This is a genomic window from Nonomuraea sp. NPDC050547, from assembly GCF_044457345.1.
GTDB lineage: Bacteria > Actinomycetota > Actinomycetes > Streptosporangiales > Streptosporangiaceae > Nonomuraea.
Genome location: NZ_JBITGW010000006.1, coordinates 242,154 through 261,024, shown reverse-complemented (window position 1 = coordinate 261,024; position 18,871 = coordinate 242,154). Strand labels below are relative to the sequence as shown.

The 18,871-nt window shown below is 72.5% G+C and carries 14 protein-coding genes; 4 read left to right on the top strand and 10 right to left on the bottom strand.

Annotated elements, in window-relative coordinates; translation table 11 throughout:
• Positions 1 to 58: 58 nt before the first annotated feature.
• Both ACIBHY_RS17515 and ACIBHY_RS17510 read right to left on the bottom strand, forming a co-directional pair.
• A complete protein-coding gene (locus ACIBHY_RS17515) occupies positions 59 to 1,555 on the bottom strand; it encodes a hypothetical protein (RefSeq protein ID WP_397307183.1) in 1,497 nt (498 codons plus the stop codon).
• A gap of 183 nt (positions 1,556 to 1,738) precedes the next feature.
• On the bottom strand, positions 1,739 to 2,311 hold the full coding sequence (locus ACIBHY_RS17510) for a YbhB/YbcL family Raf kinase inhibitor-like protein (RefSeq protein ID WP_397242309.1): 573 nt from the start codon (positions 2,309 to 2,311) through the stop codon (positions 1,739 to 1,741).
• Between the two features lie 108 nt (positions 2,312 to 2,419).
• Between ACIBHY_RS17510 and ACIBHY_RS17505 the strand changes: the two genes are divergently transcribed.
• Positions 2,420 to 5,560 (top strand): BTAD domain-containing putative transcriptional regulator, encoded by a 3,141-nt coding sequence (locus ACIBHY_RS17505; RefSeq protein ID WP_397307182.1) that lies wholly within the window; start codon positions 2,420 to 2,422, stop codon positions 5,558 to 5,560.
• On the opposite strand, the gene ACIBHY_RS17500 is transcribed toward ACIBHY_RS17505, so the two are convergent.
• Positions 5,544 to 6,332 (bottom strand): ABC transporter permease, encoded by a 789-nt coding sequence (locus ACIBHY_RS17500; protein WP_397307181.1) that lies wholly within the window; start codon positions 6,330 to 6,332, stop codon positions 5,544 to 5,546. The two genes, ACIBHY_RS17505 and ACIBHY_RS17500, sit on opposite strands and share 17 nt — an antisense overlap.
• Positions 6,333 to 6,344: 12 nt before the next feature.
• The gene (locus tag ACIBHY_RS17495; RefSeq protein WP_397242315.1) at positions 6,345 to 7,292 is read right to left on the bottom strand and encodes an ATP-binding cassette domain-containing protein; all 948 of its coding nucleotides are present in this window, start codon (positions 7,290 to 7,292) and stop codon (positions 6,345 to 6,347) included.
• A gap of 95 nt (positions 7,293 to 7,387) precedes the next feature.
• Here ACIBHY_RS17495 and ACIBHY_RS17490 point away from each other — a divergent pair, with 95 nt between their 5' ends.
• Both ACIBHY_RS17490 and ACIBHY_RS17485 read left to right on the top strand, forming a co-directional pair.
• On the top strand, positions 7,388 to 7,921 hold the full coding sequence (locus ACIBHY_RS17490) for a PH domain-containing protein (protein WP_397242317.1): 534 nt from the start codon (positions 7,388 to 7,390) through the stop codon (positions 7,919 to 7,921).
• Positions 7,918 to 9,537, top strand: a complete 1,620-nt coding sequence (locus ACIBHY_RS17485; protein WP_397307180.1) for a PH domain-containing protein — start codon at positions 7,918 to 7,920, stop codon at positions 9,535 to 9,537. Before ACIBHY_RS17490 ends, ACIBHY_RS17485 begins: the two co-directional genes overlap by 4 nt.
• Positions 9,538 to 9,708: 171 nt before the next feature.
• Here the strand turns inward: ACIBHY_RS17485 and sepH are convergent, their stop codons facing one another.
• On the bottom strand, positions 9,709 to 11,880 hold the full coding sequence (sepH, locus tag ACIBHY_RS17480; protein WP_397307179.1) for a septation protein SepH: 2,172 nt from the start codon (positions 11,878 to 11,880) through the stop codon (positions 9,709 to 9,711).
• Between the two features lie 159 nt (positions 11,881 to 12,039).
• The gene (locus ACIBHY_RS17475) at positions 12,040 to 13,173 is read right to left on the bottom strand and encodes a S8 family serine peptidase (RefSeq protein WP_397242323.1); all 1,134 of its coding nucleotides are present in this window, start codon (positions 13,171 to 13,173) and stop codon (positions 12,040 to 12,042) included.
• Between the two features lie 113 nt (positions 13,174 to 13,286).
• Between ACIBHY_RS17475 and ACIBHY_RS17470 the strand changes: the two genes are divergently transcribed.
• Positions 13,287 to 14,099, top strand: coding sequence for a hypothetical protein (locus ACIBHY_RS17470; protein WP_397242325.1), 813 nt, complete (start codon positions 13,287 to 13,289; stop codon positions 14,097 to 14,099).
• 160 nt (positions 14,100 to 14,259) lie between these two features.
• Here the strand turns inward: ACIBHY_RS17470 and ACIBHY_RS17465 are convergent, their stop codons facing one another.
• The 4 genes from ACIBHY_RS17465 to ACIBHY_RS17450 are packed head-to-tail and all read right to left on the bottom strand — an operon-like array spanning position 14,260 to position 18,836.
• Positions 14,260 to 15,489: a sensor histidine kinase gene (locus ACIBHY_RS17465; protein ID WP_397307178.1), complete on the bottom strand. Its 1,230-nt coding sequence runs from the start codon at positions 15,487 to 15,489 to the stop codon at positions 14,260 to 14,262.
• 53 nt (positions 15,490 to 15,542) lie between these two features.
• Complete coding sequence (locus ACIBHY_RS17460; RefSeq protein ID WP_397242329.1) at positions 15,543 to 16,820, bottom strand: D-arabinono-1,4-lactone oxidase; 1,278 nt, start codon at positions 16,818 to 16,820, stop codon at positions 15,543 to 15,545.
• A 46-nt stretch (positions 16,821 to 16,866) separates the two neighbouring features.
• Positions 16,867 to 17,577: a polysaccharide deacetylase family protein gene (locus tag ACIBHY_RS17455; protein WP_397242331.1), complete on the bottom strand. Its 711-nt coding sequence runs from the start codon at positions 17,575 to 17,577 to the stop codon at positions 16,867 to 16,869.
• Positions 17,578 to 17,633: 56 nt separating this feature from the next.
• Positions 17,634 to 18,836, bottom strand: a complete 1,203-nt coding sequence (locus ACIBHY_RS17450; protein ID WP_397242333.1) for an MFS transporter — start codon at positions 18,834 to 18,836, stop codon at positions 17,634 to 17,636.
• Positions 18,837 to 18,871 lie beyond the last annotated feature (35 nt).

Below are 18,871 nucleotides of genomic sequence, written 5' to 3'. Positions count from 1 at the left end.
GCGAGCAACTCTAGTGCCCTACTGACCAGGGATTACGCCTTACTCGGGCTTTTGATGATCACCGGTAGTAGTCGGGATAGTCCTGCTGCTCGGGTGCCCGGCGGCGGCCGCCCTGGCGGGCCGGCTGCTGCTCCTGGCCGTTGCTGGGGTACATCTCGCCGTAGCTCGGCCAGCCGGGGCCGCCCGCGGGCGGCTCGGGCCAGGCGGCGCCGGGAGCGGCGGCGTTGGCCGGGGCGTAGTCGCCCGTCTCGTAGGCGGGGTAGGGGGCGGGCTGCGGCGCGGGGTGGGCGGTGGGCGCGGCCAGCACGTCGTCGTAGGCGGAGACCGCGCGGGCGGGCGCCGTGGGGGTGCCGGAAGCGGGTGTGGGGCCGGTGACCTCGCTGTCATCGGCGACGGCCCAGCCGGCGCGGACCTCGTAGGAGTTCGGGAAGTCGTTGGCGGGCGGAGCGGCGTACGCGCCCTCGAAGGCCGGCCAGGAGTCCGCCGGGCCTGGCGTCACGGGCGTCGGGTCGTCGAGCACGTCGCGCACCGGCGTCGCCGGCCACGAGCCGGAGGCGGTGGGGGCCGGCGAGACCGGGCTCTGCCACGTCTCGGCGTTGTTGACGTAGGCGGGGAAGGGGTCGCTGGTGGGCGCGCCGTGCAGGGAGCCGTTGGGGATCGCGGTGAATGAGCCGCTGTTGGTGGGGGTGAACGACGGCGAGGGCGGCGGGGTGGCCGGGGCCGCGGGGAAGGCGCCGCTGTTGCGCGCGGGTTCCTGGCGGGCGGGCTCCTGGCGGGGCGGCGGCGGCACCGGCTGGGCGCCGGCGCCCAGGATGCTCATCACGTCCGAGGTCGGGGCGGCGAAGGTCACGGTGCGCTGGTCGGACAGGTCGGCGGCGGAAGGGGCGGGAGTGGGCGCGGGCGCCTTCTTGGCTCGCCGCGACGGGCGCGTGGGCGGGGCGGGGGCCTCGCTCGGGACCGCTTCCATGTGCTGCGTGGGCTCGACCAGGTCGGCCAGGTTCGCCTTGGCCGCCGCGGGGGCGGGTGTGGGAGTGCGCTGCGGCAGCGGCTGCTGGACGGTGGCGGCGTTGGGGTCGGGTTCCGCTGCGGCGCTCACCGGCTGCTCCGGCTTCACCGGGCGCGGGGCGCCCATCGGACGGTCGACGTTCACCGGGCGGGAGGCGCCCTTGCGGGCCGCGACCGTGCCGCCGGCGCCGAAGCCGCCCTCTTCCGCATCGCTGCGGATGTTCGCCCAGAACTCCTCGTCCTCGTCATCGGAGCTCGGGTTGCCCCACTCGTCGACGCCGCGTTTGCCGCGCTGGCCGGTGCGTACCGGCCGGGGCTGCCGCACCTCGTCGATCGGGCTGAAGTCCGGGCTGAAGTTGTTCATCCGGGGCTCGTGCGCCGCGAACTCGTCGGTCGAACGCGCTGTCCTCATCTCTTCCCGGTCGGCCATCTCCTTCAGCCGCTCCGGAGGCAGGGAACTCTCCCTCTTGTTCATCGAACGCATGCCCAGTGCCACGACGACGAGCACGAGGAGCACGACAGCGACCAAGCTGACTACGACCGCGATCATTGCACCACCCTCAAAGCCATGGCCTCCCAGTGGCGCCGGTGAGATCGCGCGGCCATCGACGCGACCTGCCCCCATTGATCACCGACGTCTAACAATTGGATCTGATTCTGTCGGACCACTATGAGCGTTGTCACACCCTAAGTGAAGAATTGGTAACCATTACTACCTGCGGTGTTCGACCTCTCACTCGATGTGGACCACCGTCAGTCGCCCCCGGGCGATGGTCCGGTCCGCGATGTTCTTCAGGACCTTGGGGAGAGAGGCGCCCCCCTCGACCGTCACCGGCTCGTCCAGCGCGTAGACGCTGAACCGATAGGTGGCCTTGTCGTCGCAGGGCGGCTCGTAGCCTTCCTTGCCGCTGGTCACCTTGGCCTGGCCGGTGTCGTCGTCCGGCAGTGCCTCGGTGGCGTTGGGGCCGAGCTCGGTCCAGTCTGGCGGAATGTTGTAAACCACCCAGTTGACCGCGGGATTCGTGCCGGTGTGGGTGTCGAGCACGATCGCGATCGACTTGGCCCCAGGCAGCGGCTCACCCGACCAGCGCAGCGGCGGACTGCCCTGGTTGCCCTTGCAGGAATATTCACGGGGCAACGGTTTGCCCTCGCGCAGTTCTGGACTGGTGACGTTGAGCTGGCCGATGTCCTTGGCCATCGACCGGCCCGGAAGGAGCGCGCAGCCCGACGACGCGAGCGCCAGCGCGACCGCCGCCGAGAGGACGACGGCCCGTCGCACGCGTGTCGCCGTGTAACGCAGCCCCATGCCGGATGATGCTACGCGGCTCACGGCGGTGCGCCGACCGTTTCGCGAGGGTCGGTGGCGGGGGAAGGGCCGGAAATCATCCAGAATCATGGGATGGAGAAGGTGAGCTTGAACACAAGCATGACCTTCGCCATTCTCGGCCCGCTCGAGGTTCGCCGGGACGGCGAGGTCGTGGAGATCGCAGGTCAGAGGCTACGCACCCTCCTTGGCCTGCTGGTTGTCGAGGCGGGCAGGACCGTTCCCCTGGCGACGCTGATCGCCGGTGTGTGGGCGGACCGGCCGCCTGACGGGGTCGCCAATGCCCTTCAGGCGCTGGTTTCCCGGCTTCGGGCGGCACTCGGCAAAAACCCGGTGCGCCAGCTCATCGTCGCGGAACCGGCCGGGTACCGGCTGGTCGCCGGTCCTGACCAGGTGGACGCGCACCGCTTCGCCGTACTGGCTCGGGAAGGGCAGGCGCGGCTGGCCGAGGGGGACGCCGCGACGGCGGCAGGGGTGCTGCGGGAGGCGCTGGCGCTGTGGCGCGGGCCCGCGCTCGCCGACCTCGCCGACCTGGAGGTGGTCGCCGCCTACGTCGCCCGTCTCGACCATCTCCGGCTCGCCGCGGCGGAGGACCGCATCGAGGCCGACCTGCGGCTCGGGCGGCCCGCCGACGCGCTCGACGGGCTGGCCGGGCTGCTGGCCGCCCATCCGCTGCGTGAGCGGCTGCACGGCCTGCGCATGCGCGCACTCCATGGGGCGGGCCGCCGCGTGGAGGCGCTGGCCGCCTACGAGAGCGCCCGCCGTGCCTTCCGCGACACCCTGGGCGCCGACCCCTCTCCCGAACTGGCCCGGATCCACCTGAACCTGCTCCGCGACGAGCCCGCGGCCCGCACGGAAGAGCCCCGTGAGCGGCGGACGGGCAATCTGCGGGCCAGGCTGACGAGCTTCGTCGGCCGTGATCGTGATGTTGCTCACATCGGTGATCTTCTGGGCCGTCACCGCCTCGTCACCGTGCTCGGACCCGGCGGCGCCGGCAAGACCCGGCTCGCCGTCGAGGCCGCCGCCGCGCTCGCGCCGCCCGGCGGGGCCTGGCTGGTGGACCTGGCCGGAGCCGCGGATGTCGCGCAGGCGGTGTCCGCCGCCCTCGACCTGCGTGACGGCACCCGCTTCCCGGGTCCCGAACTCCCGATCGAGCGGCTCGTGCGGCTCATCGGCGACCACGAGCCGCTGATCGTCCTGGACAACTGCGAGCACGTGATCGCCGCCGCCGCCGAGGTGGCCGAGCGCGTGCTCGCCGACTGCCCCGGGGTACGCGTCCTGGCCACCAGCCGCGAACCGCTCGCGGTCACCGGGGAGACGAGCTGGGCGGTGCCGCCGCTGGAACTGCCCCCGCCCGGCGCCGAGGACCCGGGCGCGTACGCGGCCGTGCGGCTGTTCGCCGACCGGGCGGCCGCGGTCCGCCCCGGCTACGCGCCGGACGCCGCCGAGGCCGCCGCGGTCGTCCGGATCTGCCGGGCGCTGGACGGGCTGCCGCTGGCCATCGAGCTGGCCGCCGCGCGGATGCGCTCGCTCGGCGCGGGCGAGGTGGCCGCGCGCCTGGGCGACCGGTTCTCGTTGCTGACGAGCGGCAGTCGTACGGCCCAGCCGCGCCACCAGACGCTCCGGGCGGTCGTGTCGTGGAGCTGGGACCTGCTGCCGGAACCCGAGCGCGAGCTGGCCGCCCGGATGTCCGTCTTCGCGGGCGGGGCCACGCTGGAGGCCGTGGAGCGGGTGTGCGCCGCCGACCTGGAGCCCCTGACCCGCCTGGTGGACAAATCCCTCGTCGTCTTCGAGTCCGGGCGCTACCGCATGCTGGAGACCATCCGCGCCTTCGCCGCCGAACACCTTCCCGAGGCGGACAGGATCCGGCGAGCGCACGCCGCGTACTATCTCCGCTTCGCCGAGGACGCCGAGCCCGGCCTGCGCGCGGCCGGTCAGCTTCGGCACCTCGCCGCGCTCACCGCCGAGCATGACAACCTCGACGCCGCGCTCCGCTGGTGCGTGGCGGCCGCGGCGGCCGATCCCGAGGCGGGGGAGACGGCGTTGCGGCTGGTGGGGGCGCTCGGGTGGTACTGGTGGCTGCGGGGCAGCAGACTCGAAGGCGCTCAGCGCTCGGCCGAGGCGCTGGCCGCGGCGTCGCGGGCTCCGGCGCGGCTGCGTGCTGTGGGGCTGGCCGTACACGGGATCAACGCCGTCGGCGCGGCGCTGCCGTGGGAGGAGACACGCGCCGCGCTCGTGCGGGCCCGCCGTCTCGGCGGGCCCGGCCACCCGCTGGTCGCGCTGGCCATGCCCATGTTCATCCTGTACGGCGGCGCCCAGCAGGCCTCCCAGGAAACCGGCGACCTGCTGAACCACGCCGACCCGTGGGTCGTCGCCTCCGGCCACCTCATGGCCGGCCTGCTCAGCTACTACAGCGGCCACATCGGCAGCTGTGAGGCCGATCTCCGGGCGGCGCTCACCGGCTACCGCGCCGTGGGCGACAGGTGGGGCATCAGCTCCGCCCTCGCCGCCGTGGGCGACCTCCACGTGCTGCGCGGCGAGGTCCACCAGGGCATCGAGGTCATGGGCGAGGCCCTGGAGGTCATGCGGACGCTCGGCTCCGTCGAGGACACCCCCTACCTGCGCGCCCGCCTCGCGATCGCACTCGACCTGGCCGGCGACCGCACACGGGCGGAGCGCCACCTGGCCGAGGTCGCCGATCTGGTCGTCCGCTTCGGCGACCGGGTGGGCGAGGCCGGGGTCACCGCCGCCCAGGGCGACCTGGCCCGCCGCGACGGCGACCTGGCCACGGCGCTGGCCTGTTACGGGCGGGCGATGGCCATCATGGAGTCCTCCGACGGAGTGCCCAAGCCGATGATCGCCGCGGTCAACACGGCGCTGGCCCTGGTCGCCCTGGACAAGGGCCGGCCGCCGGATGCCCGCCGCCATCTCACGCTGGCCCTGGAGCAGGCCGCGGCCTCGGGCGACGCGCAGCTGACCGGCCTGGCCGTGGTGGGCTGCGCCGCGCACGCGCTGGCCGCCGGCGATCCCGCCCGCGCGGCCGTCCTGCTCGGCGCGGCCGCCGCGGTCAAGGGCCTCACCACGGTCGTCGACCCCGACCATGTCCGGATCACCCACGACACCCGCTCCGCTCTGCCACCCGGCTCCTTCGACATCCACTTCGCGCAGGGTCACGCCCTCGACCGGCCAGCCACCCTGGCCCTGGCGGGCGCACTCACGCGCGGGTTCTGAAGACCCTGATGGCCGGCGGCGCGAACACCGCGACGAACCCCGCCGCCCACAGCAGCGAGACCAGCGCCGGAGTCGCCACCTCGCCCCCGATGAGCAGCCCCCGGATCGCGTCGGCCAGGTAGGAGACCGGGTTGACCTCCGACCAGGCCCGCAACCAGGCCGGGAACGTCGCCGGATCGACCAGCGCGCTGCTCGTGAAGGTCAGCGGCATCATGGCGGAGAACGCGATCATCTGCACCTTCTCCGGACTCGACGCCCTGAGCCCGATCAGCACCGACATCCACGACATGGCCAGCGCGATCACCACCAGCAACGCCAGCGCCCCGGCCACCCCGGCCGCGCTCGTCTGGACCCGGAACCCCAGCACCATCCCGAGCCCCATCAGCAGCGCGAACGCCCACACCTGCTTGAACGTGTCCGCGACGATCCTCCCCGCCAGCGGCGCGGTGCGCGCGATGGGCAGGCTCCGCAGCCGGTCGAACACCCCCTTGCTGATGTCGGTGTTGAGCCCGATCGCCGTGGACAGCGTGTAGAACAGCGCGTTCTGCACCACCAGGCCGGGCAGCGCGAACTGCAGGTAGTCCCCGGTGGAGCCGGAGATCGCGCCGCCGAACACATACGTGAACAGCAGCAGGAACATGATCGGCTGGATGCTGAGGTCGAGCAGGTCCCAGGGGTTGTGCTTGACCTGCACCAGACTCCGCCAGGCCAGCGTGGCCGTCTGCCGGACGGTCGCCCGCACCCCGGCCCGCCGCTCCTCACGCACGGCCATCGCGGCCTCCACCTAGACCACCGCCTTTTCATCGGCACGGTGGCCGGTCAGCGCGAGGAACACCTCGTCCAGGCTGGACTTGCGCAGGGCGAGCTCGGCGGCCACCACCCCCAGCTCGTCCAGCCGCCGCACCACCGCGGGCACCACCTGCGGATCGTGCACCGCCGCCGTCACCTTCCCGTTGGCGACCTCGGGCGGCGTCTCCACCACGGACCCCACCACCTCGGCCACCAGGTCGAGCTGGCCGGACCGCAGCGGGCTCACCTCCAGCACCTGCGCGCCCGTCATCGACTTGAGCTGGTCGGAGGTCCCTGAGGCGATCACCCTGCCGTGGTCGAACACCACGATGTCGTCGGCCAGTTGGTCGGCCTCCTCCAGATACTGGGTGGTCAGCAGCACGGTCACGCCGTCGGCCATCAACCCCCGCACCACACCCCACAGGTCGGTACGGCTGCGCGGATCCAGCCCCGTCGTCGGCTCGTCGAGGAACAGCACCTGAGGCCGCCCCACCAGACTCGCCGCCAGGTCGAGGCGCCTGCGCATGCCGCCGGAGAAGGTCTTGGCGGCCCGGCCGCCGGCGTCGGCCAGGTCGAAGCGATCGAGCAGTTCCCCCGCCCGCGCCCGCGACTCCGGCCTGGACAGGCCGAGCAGGCGGCCGATCATGAGCAGGTTCTCGACTCCGGTCAGCATCTCGTCGACCGCCGCGTACTGCCCGGTCAGGCCGATCAGCGAGCGCACCTGATGGGACTGGCGCACCACGTCGAAACCGCCCACCGAGGCCCGGCCCGCGTCGGGGGCGAGCAGGGTGGCGAGGATCCTGACAGCGGTCGTCTTGCCCGCCCCGTTGGGGCCGAGCACGCCGAGCAGCCTTCCCGGCGGCACCACCAGGTCGACACCGGCCAGTGCGGTGGTCTCGCCGTAGCGCTTGGCGAGGCCCTCGGCCTCGATCGCGTATCGCATGGACCCCACTGTGGTCCACGTCACTGACAGTTCCCTGACCCCGGGTGAGGGCCGCTGAGATAACGCTGACGCGAGCCGCGCCTAAGCTGGGAGGTGTGAGTGAATCCGAGCCCCGAGCGGGGACGCTGCGTGACCCGGCGCACCGCGTCTCGCCCAAGGCCAGGCAGCTGTGGATGCTGGAGTCGTTGATCGGCTTCGTCCTCCTGGTGGGCGGGGCGGTCGTGGTGGCGCGTGTGGTGGGCGGCAGCGGGTGGGGCTGGGTGCCCGGGTGGCTGTCGGCCGACTCGTGGCTGCTGCCGGTGGGGGTGGGCGTGGTGGCCACGCCGTTCCTGGTGGCCGAGCCGTTCGTGCGTTTCGCCGTCCATCGGTGGGAGCTGTCGGGAGACGTCGTGTACGCCCGCTCCGGCTTCCTCACCCGGGAATGGGTGTTCGTTCCGGTGAGCCGGATCCAGACGGTGGACAAGGCGCAGGGATGGCTGGAGCGGCTGTTCGGGCTGGCCACGCTGGAGATCCGCACCGCGTCGCACGCCGGTTCCTCCACGATCAAGGGTCTGGAGTACGGCGTGGCCGCCGGGCTGGCCGACCAGCTCGCCCATCGGGCCGAGCACCTCAGGGACGACGCCACATGACCTTCGACCCCCACCACCTCGACCAGCAACCCGGTACAGAAGGCCCACCCGCGGCGGGAAACGCCCACTCCGGAGCCGGGGAGCCCGCGCCGCCGGTCGCGCAGCCTGATCCTCCCGGGGAACCGGGTGGCCAGGGGCCGCCGGAGGGATGGGCGGTGCCGGTGCGGCTCAGCCCCAAGGTGTTGCTCATCGACCCCGTCCGCATGCTGCCCTCACTGCTGCTGCCGCTGGTCGGTGTGCTGTTCGTGGGCGGGTTCTCGCCGCGCTCGTTCCTGTGGGCGGCGCTGGGCGTCGCCGGGACGGTGGTGTTCGCGGTGGTGCGCTGGGCGACGTTCAGCTATCAGATCGCGGGCGACCGGCTGGAGATCAAGCGGTCGCTGATCAGCCGTTCCGTCCGGACCATCCCGCTTGAGCGCATCCGCGGGGTGGACGTCTCCATGCCGCCCATGCACCGGTTGCTCGGCCTCGCCGTACTCAAACTCGACACCGGAGCCAGCGGCGGCAGCGAGCAGGAGGGTGAGCTCGACGGCGTCACCCTCGCCGAGGCGGAACGCCTCAAGGCAGTGCTCCTGCACGCCCGCGCCCAGGAGCGGCGGCAACCGGCTCCCGACGCCCCTCCGCGGCCGCGGGAGAACGAGCGGATCATCATGCGCGTGCCCCGCGCCTGGCTGCTCTACGGGCCGTTGTCGGGGGCGTACCTGCTCACGCCGTTCGCGCTGGCCGGTGGCGCCATCGGCCTCGCCTTCCAGTGGGGCGACCAGCTCGGCTTCGGCCGCGACGCCGCCTGGGACGCCGGTCAGTGGCTCTGGGACCGTCCCTACCTGCTGCTGGTCGCCGTCGTCCTGCTGGTGGTCGCGATGCCGGTGGTGGGCGGGGTCATGTACGCGGTGTTCAACTGGAACTTCACGCTCAAGGAACGCGACGGCTACCTCGTCGCCGAACGCGGGCTGATCAACCGCAGGAGCGTGTCCCTGGAATCCCGGCGCGTACGCGGCTACGAGATCGCCGACGCCCTCGCCGAACGCTGGGCCGGAGTCGTACGCGTCTGGGCCATCGTCACCGGCCTCGGCGACTCCCAGGCCCGCGGACAGCTCCTGCCCGACGTGCCCCGCGCCGTCGCCCATCAGGTCACCGGCTCCGCGATCGGCCCCTTCACCGCCGAACTGCGCCCGCACCCGCCGGTGGCGCGCAACCGCCGCCTGTTCCGCGCGATCGCCCCCTGGGCCGCGCTGGCCGCCCTCGCGCTGGCCGCCGCCCTCCTGACCGCCGCCATGGCCTGGTGGGTACTCGCCGTAGCCGCCCTCGTCCTGGCCGGGGCCGGCGTCCCGCTGGGCCTCGACCGCTACAGGTCGCTGGGCCACGGGTACGACGGGATCCGGCTGTCGGTGCGTTCGGGGTCGCTGCGCCGTTCGCAGGCGGTGTTCGAACGCCGGGCGGTGGTGGGGTGGCGGATCCGCCAGACGTGGTTCCAGCGCCGCGCGGGCGTCATGACGCTGGTGGCGGGGGTGGGCGCGGGCGAGGGCGGCTACTCGGCCGTCGACGTCTCGGAAACCCAGGCGGTCGCCTTCCCGGCCGAGGTCACCCCCGACTGGCTGGCGCCCTTCATCAGGTCCTGACCGCGCTCTCGGGCTGAGGTCTGTTCATGCCCTTTCTCTTACGGCAAGCCAAGCAGGCGCCCCCCGCCGCCGTACGCCGGGCCCGGTCGTCAGGCGCCCGGCAGTCGCACGAACGACCCGCCGTAACGACGCACGGCCGGCCACTTACCGCGGCCGGCCGTACCCGGAGCCTCAGTCCTGCTTGCGGGCGCCGAACATGATCTCGTCCCAGGTCGGGACGGAGGCGCGCCGGCCCTTGGAACCCTTGCGCGGCTGCCGGGCCGCAGGTGCGGGCGGCGGCGAAGGAACGGGCACCGTCGACGGGTCCTTCGGCTTGGGCTTCGGCTTGGCGATCGGCTCGTCCTTGCCGTCCCTGGCCGCCGGCACAGCCGCCTCCTCGCCCTTGCCCGCCTCGTCCTCCTGAACCGTCGCGGCCTTGACCTCCTCGACCGGAGGCTTCTCGGCAACCGCCTCTTCCGCCTTGGCAGGTTCTGCCTCGGCCACCTCAACCGGCGCCGCCACCACAGGCTTGGGTGCCACAGGCTTGGGCGCTTCAGGCTTCGGTGCTTCAGGCTTGGGCGCTTCGGCCTTGGGGGCCTCGGGCTTGGGGGCTTCGGGCTTGGGCTCTTCGGGCTTGGGAGTCTCGGCCTTCGGCGTTTCGGCCTCGGGCGTTTCGATCGGCTGGGCGTCGGCCTCCGGCTCGGGGGCGGGCTCAGGCGCAGGAGGCTGTACCACGACAGCCTCAACCGGAGCGGCCTCCACGACAGCCTGGGGGGCCACGACCTCCACAGGCGCCACCTCGACCGGCTCGGCCACCGGCTCCTCGACAACCGGCTCGGCCGTAACCTCCTCCACTCCGGCGGGCTCCACGGCGGCGGCAGGTTCTGCGACCGGCTCCACAACCGCGGCCTCCTGCACGACAGGGGCCTCCTGCACAACCGCGGCCTCCTGCACGACAGGGGGCGCTTCCTGCACAACCGGGGCGGAAACGACCTCGTCGACGACCGGCTCAGCGGTCACGGGCTCCTCGACGGCTGGCTCAGGGGCCGCGGGCTCCTGGACGACAGGGGCCGAGGGCACCTCAACGACAGGAACCACCGGCACCTCGACGACAGGAGCCGAGGGCACCTGGACGACGGGGGCCACGGGCTCCGGGATGGCGGGGGCCGCGGGCTCCTGGGTGGTCGGCTCCGGGGCTGTGGGCTCCTGGAGGCGGGGCGCGGGGGTCGGGTCGGTGCGGGGGGCCGGGGCGTAGATGGGGTCGGTGTCGCGGGACTGGGGGCGTTCCGGGCGGTTGGTGGCGAAGTCCGGGTGCCAGGCCGCCGGTGCCCGGCGCACACCCTCTCCACCCTGCCCGTCGAAGTCGGACGTCTCGTCCTCGAACGGGTATCCGCGCTCGGCCTCCCTGGAGGGGGTCTCGGGCGGGCGGGCGTAGGCGCCTTCGCTCCGGTTCGGCGGGTACGCGTCCCGGTTCGGCGGGAACCCGTCGCGGCCGGTGCCCTCCTTGCCCTGCGCGTACCCCTCACGTCCAGGCGCGAAGCCTTCCCGGGCGGGCGGGAAGGACTCGCGTCCGGGCGGGAAGGCGTCGCGTCCGGGCGGGTAAGCGTCACGGCCCGGCGGGTAGGCGTCGCGTCCGGGCGGGTAGGCGACGGCCGGGCCGTCGCCGGGTCTGACCACGGCGGGCGGCTCGTGCCGGATCACCGACGGCAGCGGCGGCACCGGCTGCAGCTTGGCGGCGCGCGGCGCGAACGGCGTGACGGTGGTGTCCTCGGCGGGCGGGTTCGGGTCGAAGTCGGCCGCCGACAGTCGCATGGACTCGTCGTCATGCGGCGTGACGTGCCGCTTGCGCGGGTCGAACAGCCACTCCGCGTGCCGGGTGTGACCGTTCCAGACGTAGCCGAGCTTGACCCGCCACAGGCCGTCGTCGCGTTTGGCGGAGTCCCAGTCGATCTCGTCGGTGGGCACGCCGCGGCGGGTGAGGCGCTCGGCGACGAGTTCGCCGAGCGTGGGTCCCGGCGCGGACTCTCCAGGCATGCGAACGGCGACGCGCTGCGCCTGCTGGGCGACGTACTCCCGCTCTTGGAGCACGGGACCCTCGAACCAGCGGACACGCTCGACCGGGATTCCCGCGGTCGCGGCGATCTCTTCCGCGGTCTCTCCAGCGCGAATGCGTGCCTGGATCTCCTTGGGGCGCAACGGACTCTCCACTTCGATCTCGTACTGGCCGAGACGGGAGAAGTTTCCGCGGACGGCAGCGCGGAGCCGGTCGTCCACGGGGAGCGTGAACCGCGTACCCCGCCCGGCTGTCGCCAGGACGAGATACGTGCCGTCCTCACTCACCGCGACGAGTCGGAGCTCCTGCATGCGAGTCCCTTCGTCAGCGCGCTCATTCTTCCCCCGGACCCTTGAGTCTCTCGCGTGTGCCGGTTGCCTGCCAGCACCGTACCCGGCATGTCCGAACATCGCCTGCCTGGGATACTCCCCAAGCGTTGTGACGCCGGTCACATTTGTCGATTCCATCCTTTATAGCCCGCCGGAGTGCAGCAGGAGGTTAGGGGTCCTCGACGGATTCTGGCGAATCACGCCACGGGTCGCCGTGGACTTGAGCCAAGACGCGAGAGTTGACGGGCTGGAGCCGCGATGGGACTCCAGGTAGAGGGCGGCGACTCCGGACACGTGCGGGGCGGCCATCGACGTGCCGCTCTCCTCGCGCGTGGTCCCCTCCAGCCAGGCGGAACGCACGTCGACGCCCGGTGCGTAAAGATCGACACAAGGGCCGTGGCCCGAGAACGGCGCCCGCCGGTCCGCGGAGTCGCTGGCCGCCACCGCGAACGCCCGGCGGGCCGGCGACACCGAGCAGGCGCTCTCGCCGGAGTTGCCCGCGGCGGCCACGACCAGGACGCCGGCCCGGGTGAGGTTGCGCACGGCGGCGTCCAGCGCGGGGGAGGGCTCGGCGCCGATCGACATGTTGGCCACGGCGGGGCCGCGCGCGTGCCCGCGCACCCAGTCGGCTCCGGCCAGCACGTCCGACATCGAACCGAAGCCGCAGCCCAGCACCTTCACCGAGGCGATCCTGGCCTGCGGGGCCACGCCGTACGTGCGGCCGGCGGCGACGCCCGCCACCTGCGTGCCGTGACCGCTGCAGTCGGCGCCGCGCCCGCCGGTGGCGTCGAAGGCGTGCCAGGCGCGGTCGCCGAACTCGCGGTGGCCGACGTCCACGCCGCTGTCGAGCACATAGACGGTGACGCCCCGGCCGGTCGCCGTGGGCCGGTGGCGGCCGTCGAGGGGCAGTTCGCGCTCGTCGAGCCGGTCCAGTGCCCAGCCGCCCATAGGGTGGACCTGCCGGTCGGGTTCGAGCGAGCGTACCCGCGCGTCCGCCCGCAGTTCGGCCACCTCCCTGTCGCTCAGCCACGTCGCGAATCCGGGCAGGACGGCCGTGTAGTAGCGGCGTACCCGCCAGCGCGCCTCGCTGACGAGGTCCCGCGCGTCGCCGCGCGTGTGCGCGGTCACGATGTACGGCCGGGTGGGCTCCGTCACCACCGGCCGCGCGGACAGTCCTGAGGCGGGCTCGGTCACGGCGAGCGGGGCGACGGTCGTGACGGCCGTGGCCACGGCCGCGGCGGCATAGACGGAGGGCAGTCCGAATCGGCGGGGCACGGCCCTTGAGCCTTCCTGTCACGCAGGTCACAGGAACAACAGGACACGCACTCGCGTCTATTCACGAGGAAGCTCTTTACCTGTCGAATGACAAGAGGGGACTGATCTGGAGGATGAGCGGCGAGCAGCGGAGGTTCGAGCTGAGCGTGCCGCAGGTCCTCGGTGGAGCCCTGGCCGCGGTGACCGCCGCGGTGGCGGCGTCGTATCTCGGCGTGGCGGGGACGGTGATCGGCGCGGCCGTGGCCAGTGTGGCCAGCACGGTCGGCAGCGCGATCTACACGCACTACCTGAAGCGGACCGGCGAGAAGGTCAAGGAACACACGGTGCTCGCGTGGCGCGAGCACGAGGACGGCGAGGAGGTGCCGCCGCACCGCGACGGCGAGGGGGAACTGGCCACCGCGGCACAGGCGACCCTCCGCGACGAGCCGCCGCCGGAGCCGGGCGAGGCGGAGGCGACCCTGGTCATGGCGGCGGTGGAGAAGCCGGAACGGCGCCGCCCGCTGCCGTGGCTCAAGCTGGGGTTCGCCGCCGCGCTGGTCTTCGCGATCAGCATGGGCGCGATCCTCATCTACCAGGCGGCCAGCGGCTCGGCGATCCCCGACCAGCTGCCCGGCAAGCGCCCGGCCTCGGTCAGGGAGGAGCCCAAGGGGCCGGTCAAGGAGGACGAGCACACCACGCCGCCCACCGAGACCCCGGCCACCCAGGAGGAACCGGAGTCCACGCCGACCCCGACACCCACCCCGACACCCAAGCCGAGCAAGACGCCGACGCCGACGCCCACGCCGACGCCGACCAGGACCGGCGAGGTGGAGCCGTCGGGCGAGCCGACCACGGACCCGCCCGAGGAGACCGGCCGGCCCGAGGACGAGGCCACCCCACCCCCGGACGACGCACCCGCCGACCAGGAGCGCGCCACCCTCCCCTGACAACCCCTCCGATCCGGTACGGCCGCACGCCCCCACAAGACCGGCAGCCGGTACGGCCACGCCCGCGCAAGGTCTTCACCCGGTGGTGCCGCCCCCCGAGAAGGTCTGCACCCGATGGGGCGGTCGCCTCACAACACCGGCAGCCGGTCCGGCCGACGTCTCAGGAGGCCGGGGGGAGGACGACCTCCAGCCTGGTGGGGCCGCCCTCCGGGCTGGACAGGGTGAGGACGCCGTCGTGCGACTCCACGCGCCGCCTGATCCCGGCCAGCCCCGACCCCCCGCCGGTGTCCTCGCCGGCGCCGCCCCTGCCGTCGTCCTCCACGGTGATCCGCAGCGCCTCGCCGTACAGGATGACCTCGACGTCGACCCGGGTGGCGCCGCTGTGGCGGGCGACGTTGGTGAGGGCCTCGGCGACGGTGAAGTACGCGGTGGCCTCGACCGACAGCGGGAGCGGCCCGAGTTCGCCCACGCTCAGCCCGCACGGGACGGCCGACCCGGCGGCCAGCGCCGACAGCGCGCCGGACAGGCCCTTGTCCTCCAGCACGGGCGGCAGGATGCCGCGCACGACGCCGCGCAGTTCGGCGAGGGCCTGCTCGGCGGCGGTCTGGGCGCGTTCGAGCGCGGGGTCGGCGGCCTCGGGGTCGCGGGAGAGCGCGCGTCTGGCGGCGGCGACGGTGACGACGACGGCGACCAGCCTGTTCTGGGCGCCGTCGTGCAGGGAGCGCTCGATCCTGCGCAGTTCTGCGGCGTGAGCGCGCAGGGCGGCGGCCCGGGTGGCGGTCAGCCGCGCGACCCGCGCGGACAGGTCCACCGAGGAGTGCGGCGACAGCAGCCTGCGGCCGGGCAGGTTCTGCAGAACGGCCAGCCGCGGCCCCAGCACGAGGGCCAGCCCCAGCCAGAGCAGCCCCGACAGGCCCACGGCCAGGACCGCGGGCCACGTCTCCGCGCGTACGCCGAGCGAGGAGCCCACCTCGCCCGCGGGCAGGAGCCGCCACCACAGCGGGAACGTCACGTCGCGCAGTCCCATGATCGGCAGCGCGAGCCCGACCATACCGAGGACCAGCCCCATCGTGGCGTGGATGGCCACCCACGCCAGGTCGCGCCGGACGGAGGGATCGTGCCAGGCCGCCTTCATCTGCTCGGCCCAGTTGCCCTCAGCCGGTTCGCCGTAGGGGGAGATGACCGGCTCGCCGCGGCGGCCCAGGCGGGCGCGTTCCCGCTCGGCCACGGACCTGGTCAGCCCGATCATGCCGGGCAGCGCCAGCAGGCCGACGCCGGTGAGGCAGCTCACCAGCGTCACCGACCACGCCATCGCGAGGAACAGGGCGAGTACGGCGGTGCCGAGCCCGCCCGCGAGGCGGTCCAGAGCCTCGAGGGCGTCACGCGTCATGCGTCAAGGGTATGGACGCCCGGGACCCCTGGCACTCCAGCCAGCTGTACGACTCAGCCGAGGACGGTGTCCAGGTAGGGGTTGGTGAAGAGGCGGCCGGGGTCGAGGCGGTCGCGCAGGGCCACGAAGTCGGGCAGGCGCGGGTAGACGGTCGCGAGGTAGGCGGCGTCGCGGGTGTGCATCTTGCCCCAGTGGGGGCGTCCCCGGAGCCTGGTCATGATCTCCTCGACGCCTTCGAAGTAGGCGGGGTTGGGGGTGGGGCGGTAGATGTGGCAGGCGATGTAGGCGGAGTGCCGGCCGTACGCGGTGGACAGCCAGGCGTCGCTCGGCGGCGTCACCCGGACCTCGATCGGGAAGGTGATCTTCCAGTCCATGCGCTCGACCAGGTCGCGGGTCTCGCGCAGCGCCTGGCCCAGGTGTTCGCGCGGCACGGCGTACTCCATCTCCAGGAAGCGCACGTCGCGCCGCGCGGTGAAGATCTTGTAGGAGGTGTCCACGGACTCGGAGTCGCCGAGCGCGGCGGCGCTGACGCCGTTGATGCGAGGGATCAGCCCGGGGAAGCGGGCGCCGAGCGCGCAGGCCGCGCCGAAGAGCGTGTTCTCCAGGAAGACCGCGTCCAGCCAGTGCTTGAACGCGCTCGGCGGCCGGGCCGGCCCCGGGTTCCTGTTGTTGGTCTTGACCAGGCAGGCGTCGGTGTGCGGCACCCAGAAGAAGTCGAGGTGCTCGTTGGCCGTGGTCATGGTGTCGAGCGAGGACAGGATCTCGGTGAGGGGGAGACGGCGGCGCCGGTTGTGCAGCAGGAACGCGGGCTCGACCTTGAAGGTCACCGCGGTCAGGACGCCGAGCGCGCCGAGCCCGACCCGGGCGGCGTCGAAGAGGTCCTCGCCCGGCTTGACCGTGGCCACGGAGCCGTCGGCGAGCACGAGCTCCAGCTCGACGACCTGGTCGGCCAGGCCGCCCGTGTCGCGGCCGGTGCCGTGGGTGCCGGTCTGGATGGCGCCGGAGACGGTCTGCTCGGTGATGTCGCCCATGTTGGCGAGCGCGAGGCCGCGCCGGTCGAGCAGTTCGTTGAGGTGGCTGAGCGGGGTGCCGGCGAGGACGGTCACCCGGTCCTCCGCCCACGTCCTGACGCCGGTGAGGCCGGTGGGGCGGAGCATGATGCCGTCGGTGAGGGCCACTCCGGTGAAGGAGTGGCCCGTGCCGACCATGCGCAGGCGCCGTCCGGTGCGCGCGGCGTCCCGCACGGCGCCCGCCACGTCTTCGACCGAGGTGGGCGTACGCACCTCGGCGGGGGTGCCCGACTGGTTGCCGGCCCAGTTGGTGAAGACCATGACGCGCCCCCTGGAAAAGGATCGTTCCGTTAAATGTGAACGATACTCATCTCTCCCAGCCTTCGGGAACGGGGTAGATGTCGCCGGGCTGAAGGTTCTGGCTCTTGAGCAGTGTGGAAACGGTCACCAGCGTGTAGCCGCGGCTTTGGAGCAGCTTGACCAGGCTCGGCATCACGTCGACCGTCTGCTTGACCCAGTCGTGCATCAGGATGATGCCGTCGCGCTGGGCGACCGCCAAGGTCTGCTTCTTGATCTCGTCGGCGTTCTTGGTGGCCCAGTCACGCGAGCCTGCCGTCCACAACACGATCGGCATGTCGAACTCCGCCGCCACGTCCGACACCTGGATGTCGGCCATGCCGTACGGCGGGCGCAGCAGCTTGGGCGTGACCCCGGTCGTCTTGTAGATGATGTCCTGGGTCTTCTTGACCTCGTTCCGGATGGCCCCCGGCTCGAGATCGGTGAAGTTGGGGTGTTTGTAGCTGTGGTTGCCGAGCTCGTGGCCCTCCTTGGCCATGCGCTTGGCGAAGGCGGGCCGCGTCTTGACGTACTGGCCTTCGAGGAAGAACGTCGCCTTCGCGTTGGCCTTCTTCAGCGTGTCGAGGAGCTTGTCAGCGTACTTGCCCGGCCCGTCGTCGAAGGTCAGCGCGAGGCATTTGACCTGCGTGCAGTCGATTTCGGGTGCGGCCGACGCGGGCGCTGGGGCCAGAGTGACGGTGACAGCGGCGATGGCTAGAAGTGAAGCAATTTGTCGGGACATTACGGAGCTTTCGTGAGTTGAGGGTGTTGCTTGAGGGATCTCCCGACCGTAGCGGATCAGCTCTTCGCCGGTGAAGGCGCTTCCGGAATCCTCAGCAAACCCGAACCTGACACCCCGACGATGGCCGCGAACAGCGCGCACGCCAGCGAGAAGGCGTAGGCGTTGGAGGCGCCGAACGCCTCGGTGAGCCGCCCGCCCGCCCACGCGCCGAGCGCGACGCCGAACCCGATCGAGGTCGAGATCCAGGCCATGCCCTCGGTCAGCAGCGAGGGCGGCACCAGGCGCTCGGTCAGCGAGAAGCCCGTGATGAGCGTCGGCGAGATGGCCAGGCCCGCGACGAACAGCGCGAGCGCCATGAGCCGCGCGTCATCCACGAACATGATCGGCAGCAGCCCGACGACGAACACCCCGAGCGCCCGCACGAAGCGCCCGCGCATCGGGATCCGCCAGTGCCGCGAGCCGAACCACAGGCCCGAGACCATCGAGCCGCCGGCGAAGCTGGCCAGCAGGAACCCCGCGGCTCCCTTGGCTCCGTGCTCCTCGGCGAAGGCCACGGTGATCAGGTCGACCGAGCCGAACACCGCGCCCAGCCCCACGTACACGCCCGACAGCAGGGCGACGCCCGGGATCAGGATCGGCGTGCCGCCGGCGGAGCGCACCGCCACGATCGGCGGCTGCGTACGCCGCTGCGCCGCCAGCGCCAGCGACCCGCCCAGCATCGCCACCACGGCGACCACCAGCCCCGCGTACGGGTTGACATAGGTGGCCAGCAGCGTCACCGCCGCCGGCCCGGTCACGAAGATGACCTCGTCGGCCACCGACTCGAACGCGAAGGCGGTGTGCAGCTTCCCCGAGCCGCCGTGCAGCGTCGACCACCGCGCGCGCACCATCGAGCCCAGCGAGAGCGAGGTCGCGCCGACGAGCAGGCCGGAGGCGTAGAGCGTCCATTCGGGCAGCCGGAACCCGGCGCTCAGGATGAGCGAGACCAGGGCCACCGCGTTGATGACGGAGAAGGGGACGATCACCCGGTTCTGGCCGAAACGGTCGGCCAGCCGTCCCGAGAGCGGCGCCGCGAGCGCATAGGAGACGTTGACCACGGCCGCGACGGCTCCCGCGGTGGCGTAGGACTCGGTCAGCGCGGAGATCAGAAGGACGATCCCGATCCCCAGCATCGACATGGGGAAGCGCCCCACGAATCCGGCCAGCACGAAACCCTTGACCCCGGGCGCGTTGAACAGTCCCCGATACGGCCCGACCACAAAATCCCCCTATCGCCGCGTGACACCCTTCTGTA

Bases quoted from the DNA above. Each gene is read 5' to 3' on its own strand.
- ACIBHY_RS17455 (WP_397242331.1), bottom strand. From the start codon at position 17,577: ATGTCCCGACAAATTGCTTCACTTCTAGCCATCGCCGCTGTCACCGTC.
- ACIBHY_RS17470 (WP_397242325.1), top strand. From the start codon at position 13,287: ATGAGCGGCGAGCAGCGGAGGTTCGAGCTGAGCGTGCCGCAGGTCCTC.
- ACIBHY_RS17500 (WP_397307181.1), bottom strand. From the start codon at position 6,332: ATGGCCGTGCGTGAGGAGCGGCGGGCCGGGGTGCGGGCGACCGTCCGG.
- sepH (WP_397307179.1), bottom strand. From the start codon at position 11,880: ATGCAGGAGCTCCGACTCGTCGCGGTGAGTGAGGACGGCACGTATCTC.
- ACIBHY_RS17465 (WP_397307178.1), bottom strand. From the start codon at position 15,489: ATGACGCGTGACGCCCTCGAGGCTCTGGACCGCCTCGCGGGCGGGCTC.
- ACIBHY_RS17495 (WP_397242315.1), bottom strand. From the start codon at position 7,292: ATGCGATACGCGATCGAGGCCGAGGGCCTCGCCAAGCGCTACGGCGAG.
- ACIBHY_RS17515 (WP_397307183.1), bottom strand. From the start codon at position 1,555: ATGATCGCGGTCGTAGTCAGCTTGGTCGCTGTCGTGCTCCTCGTGCTC.
- ACIBHY_RS17485 (WP_397307180.1), top strand. From the start codon at position 7,918: ATGACCTTCGACCCCCACCACCTCGACCAGCAACCCGGTACAGAAGGC.
- ACIBHY_RS17510 (WP_397242309.1), bottom strand. From the start codon at position 2,311: ATGGGGCTGCGTTACACGGCGACACGCGTGCGACGGGCCGTCGTCCTC.
- ACIBHY_RS17460 (WP_397242329.1), bottom strand. From the start codon at position 16,820: ATGGTCTTCACCAACTGGGCCGGCAACCAGTCGGGCACCCCCGCCGAG.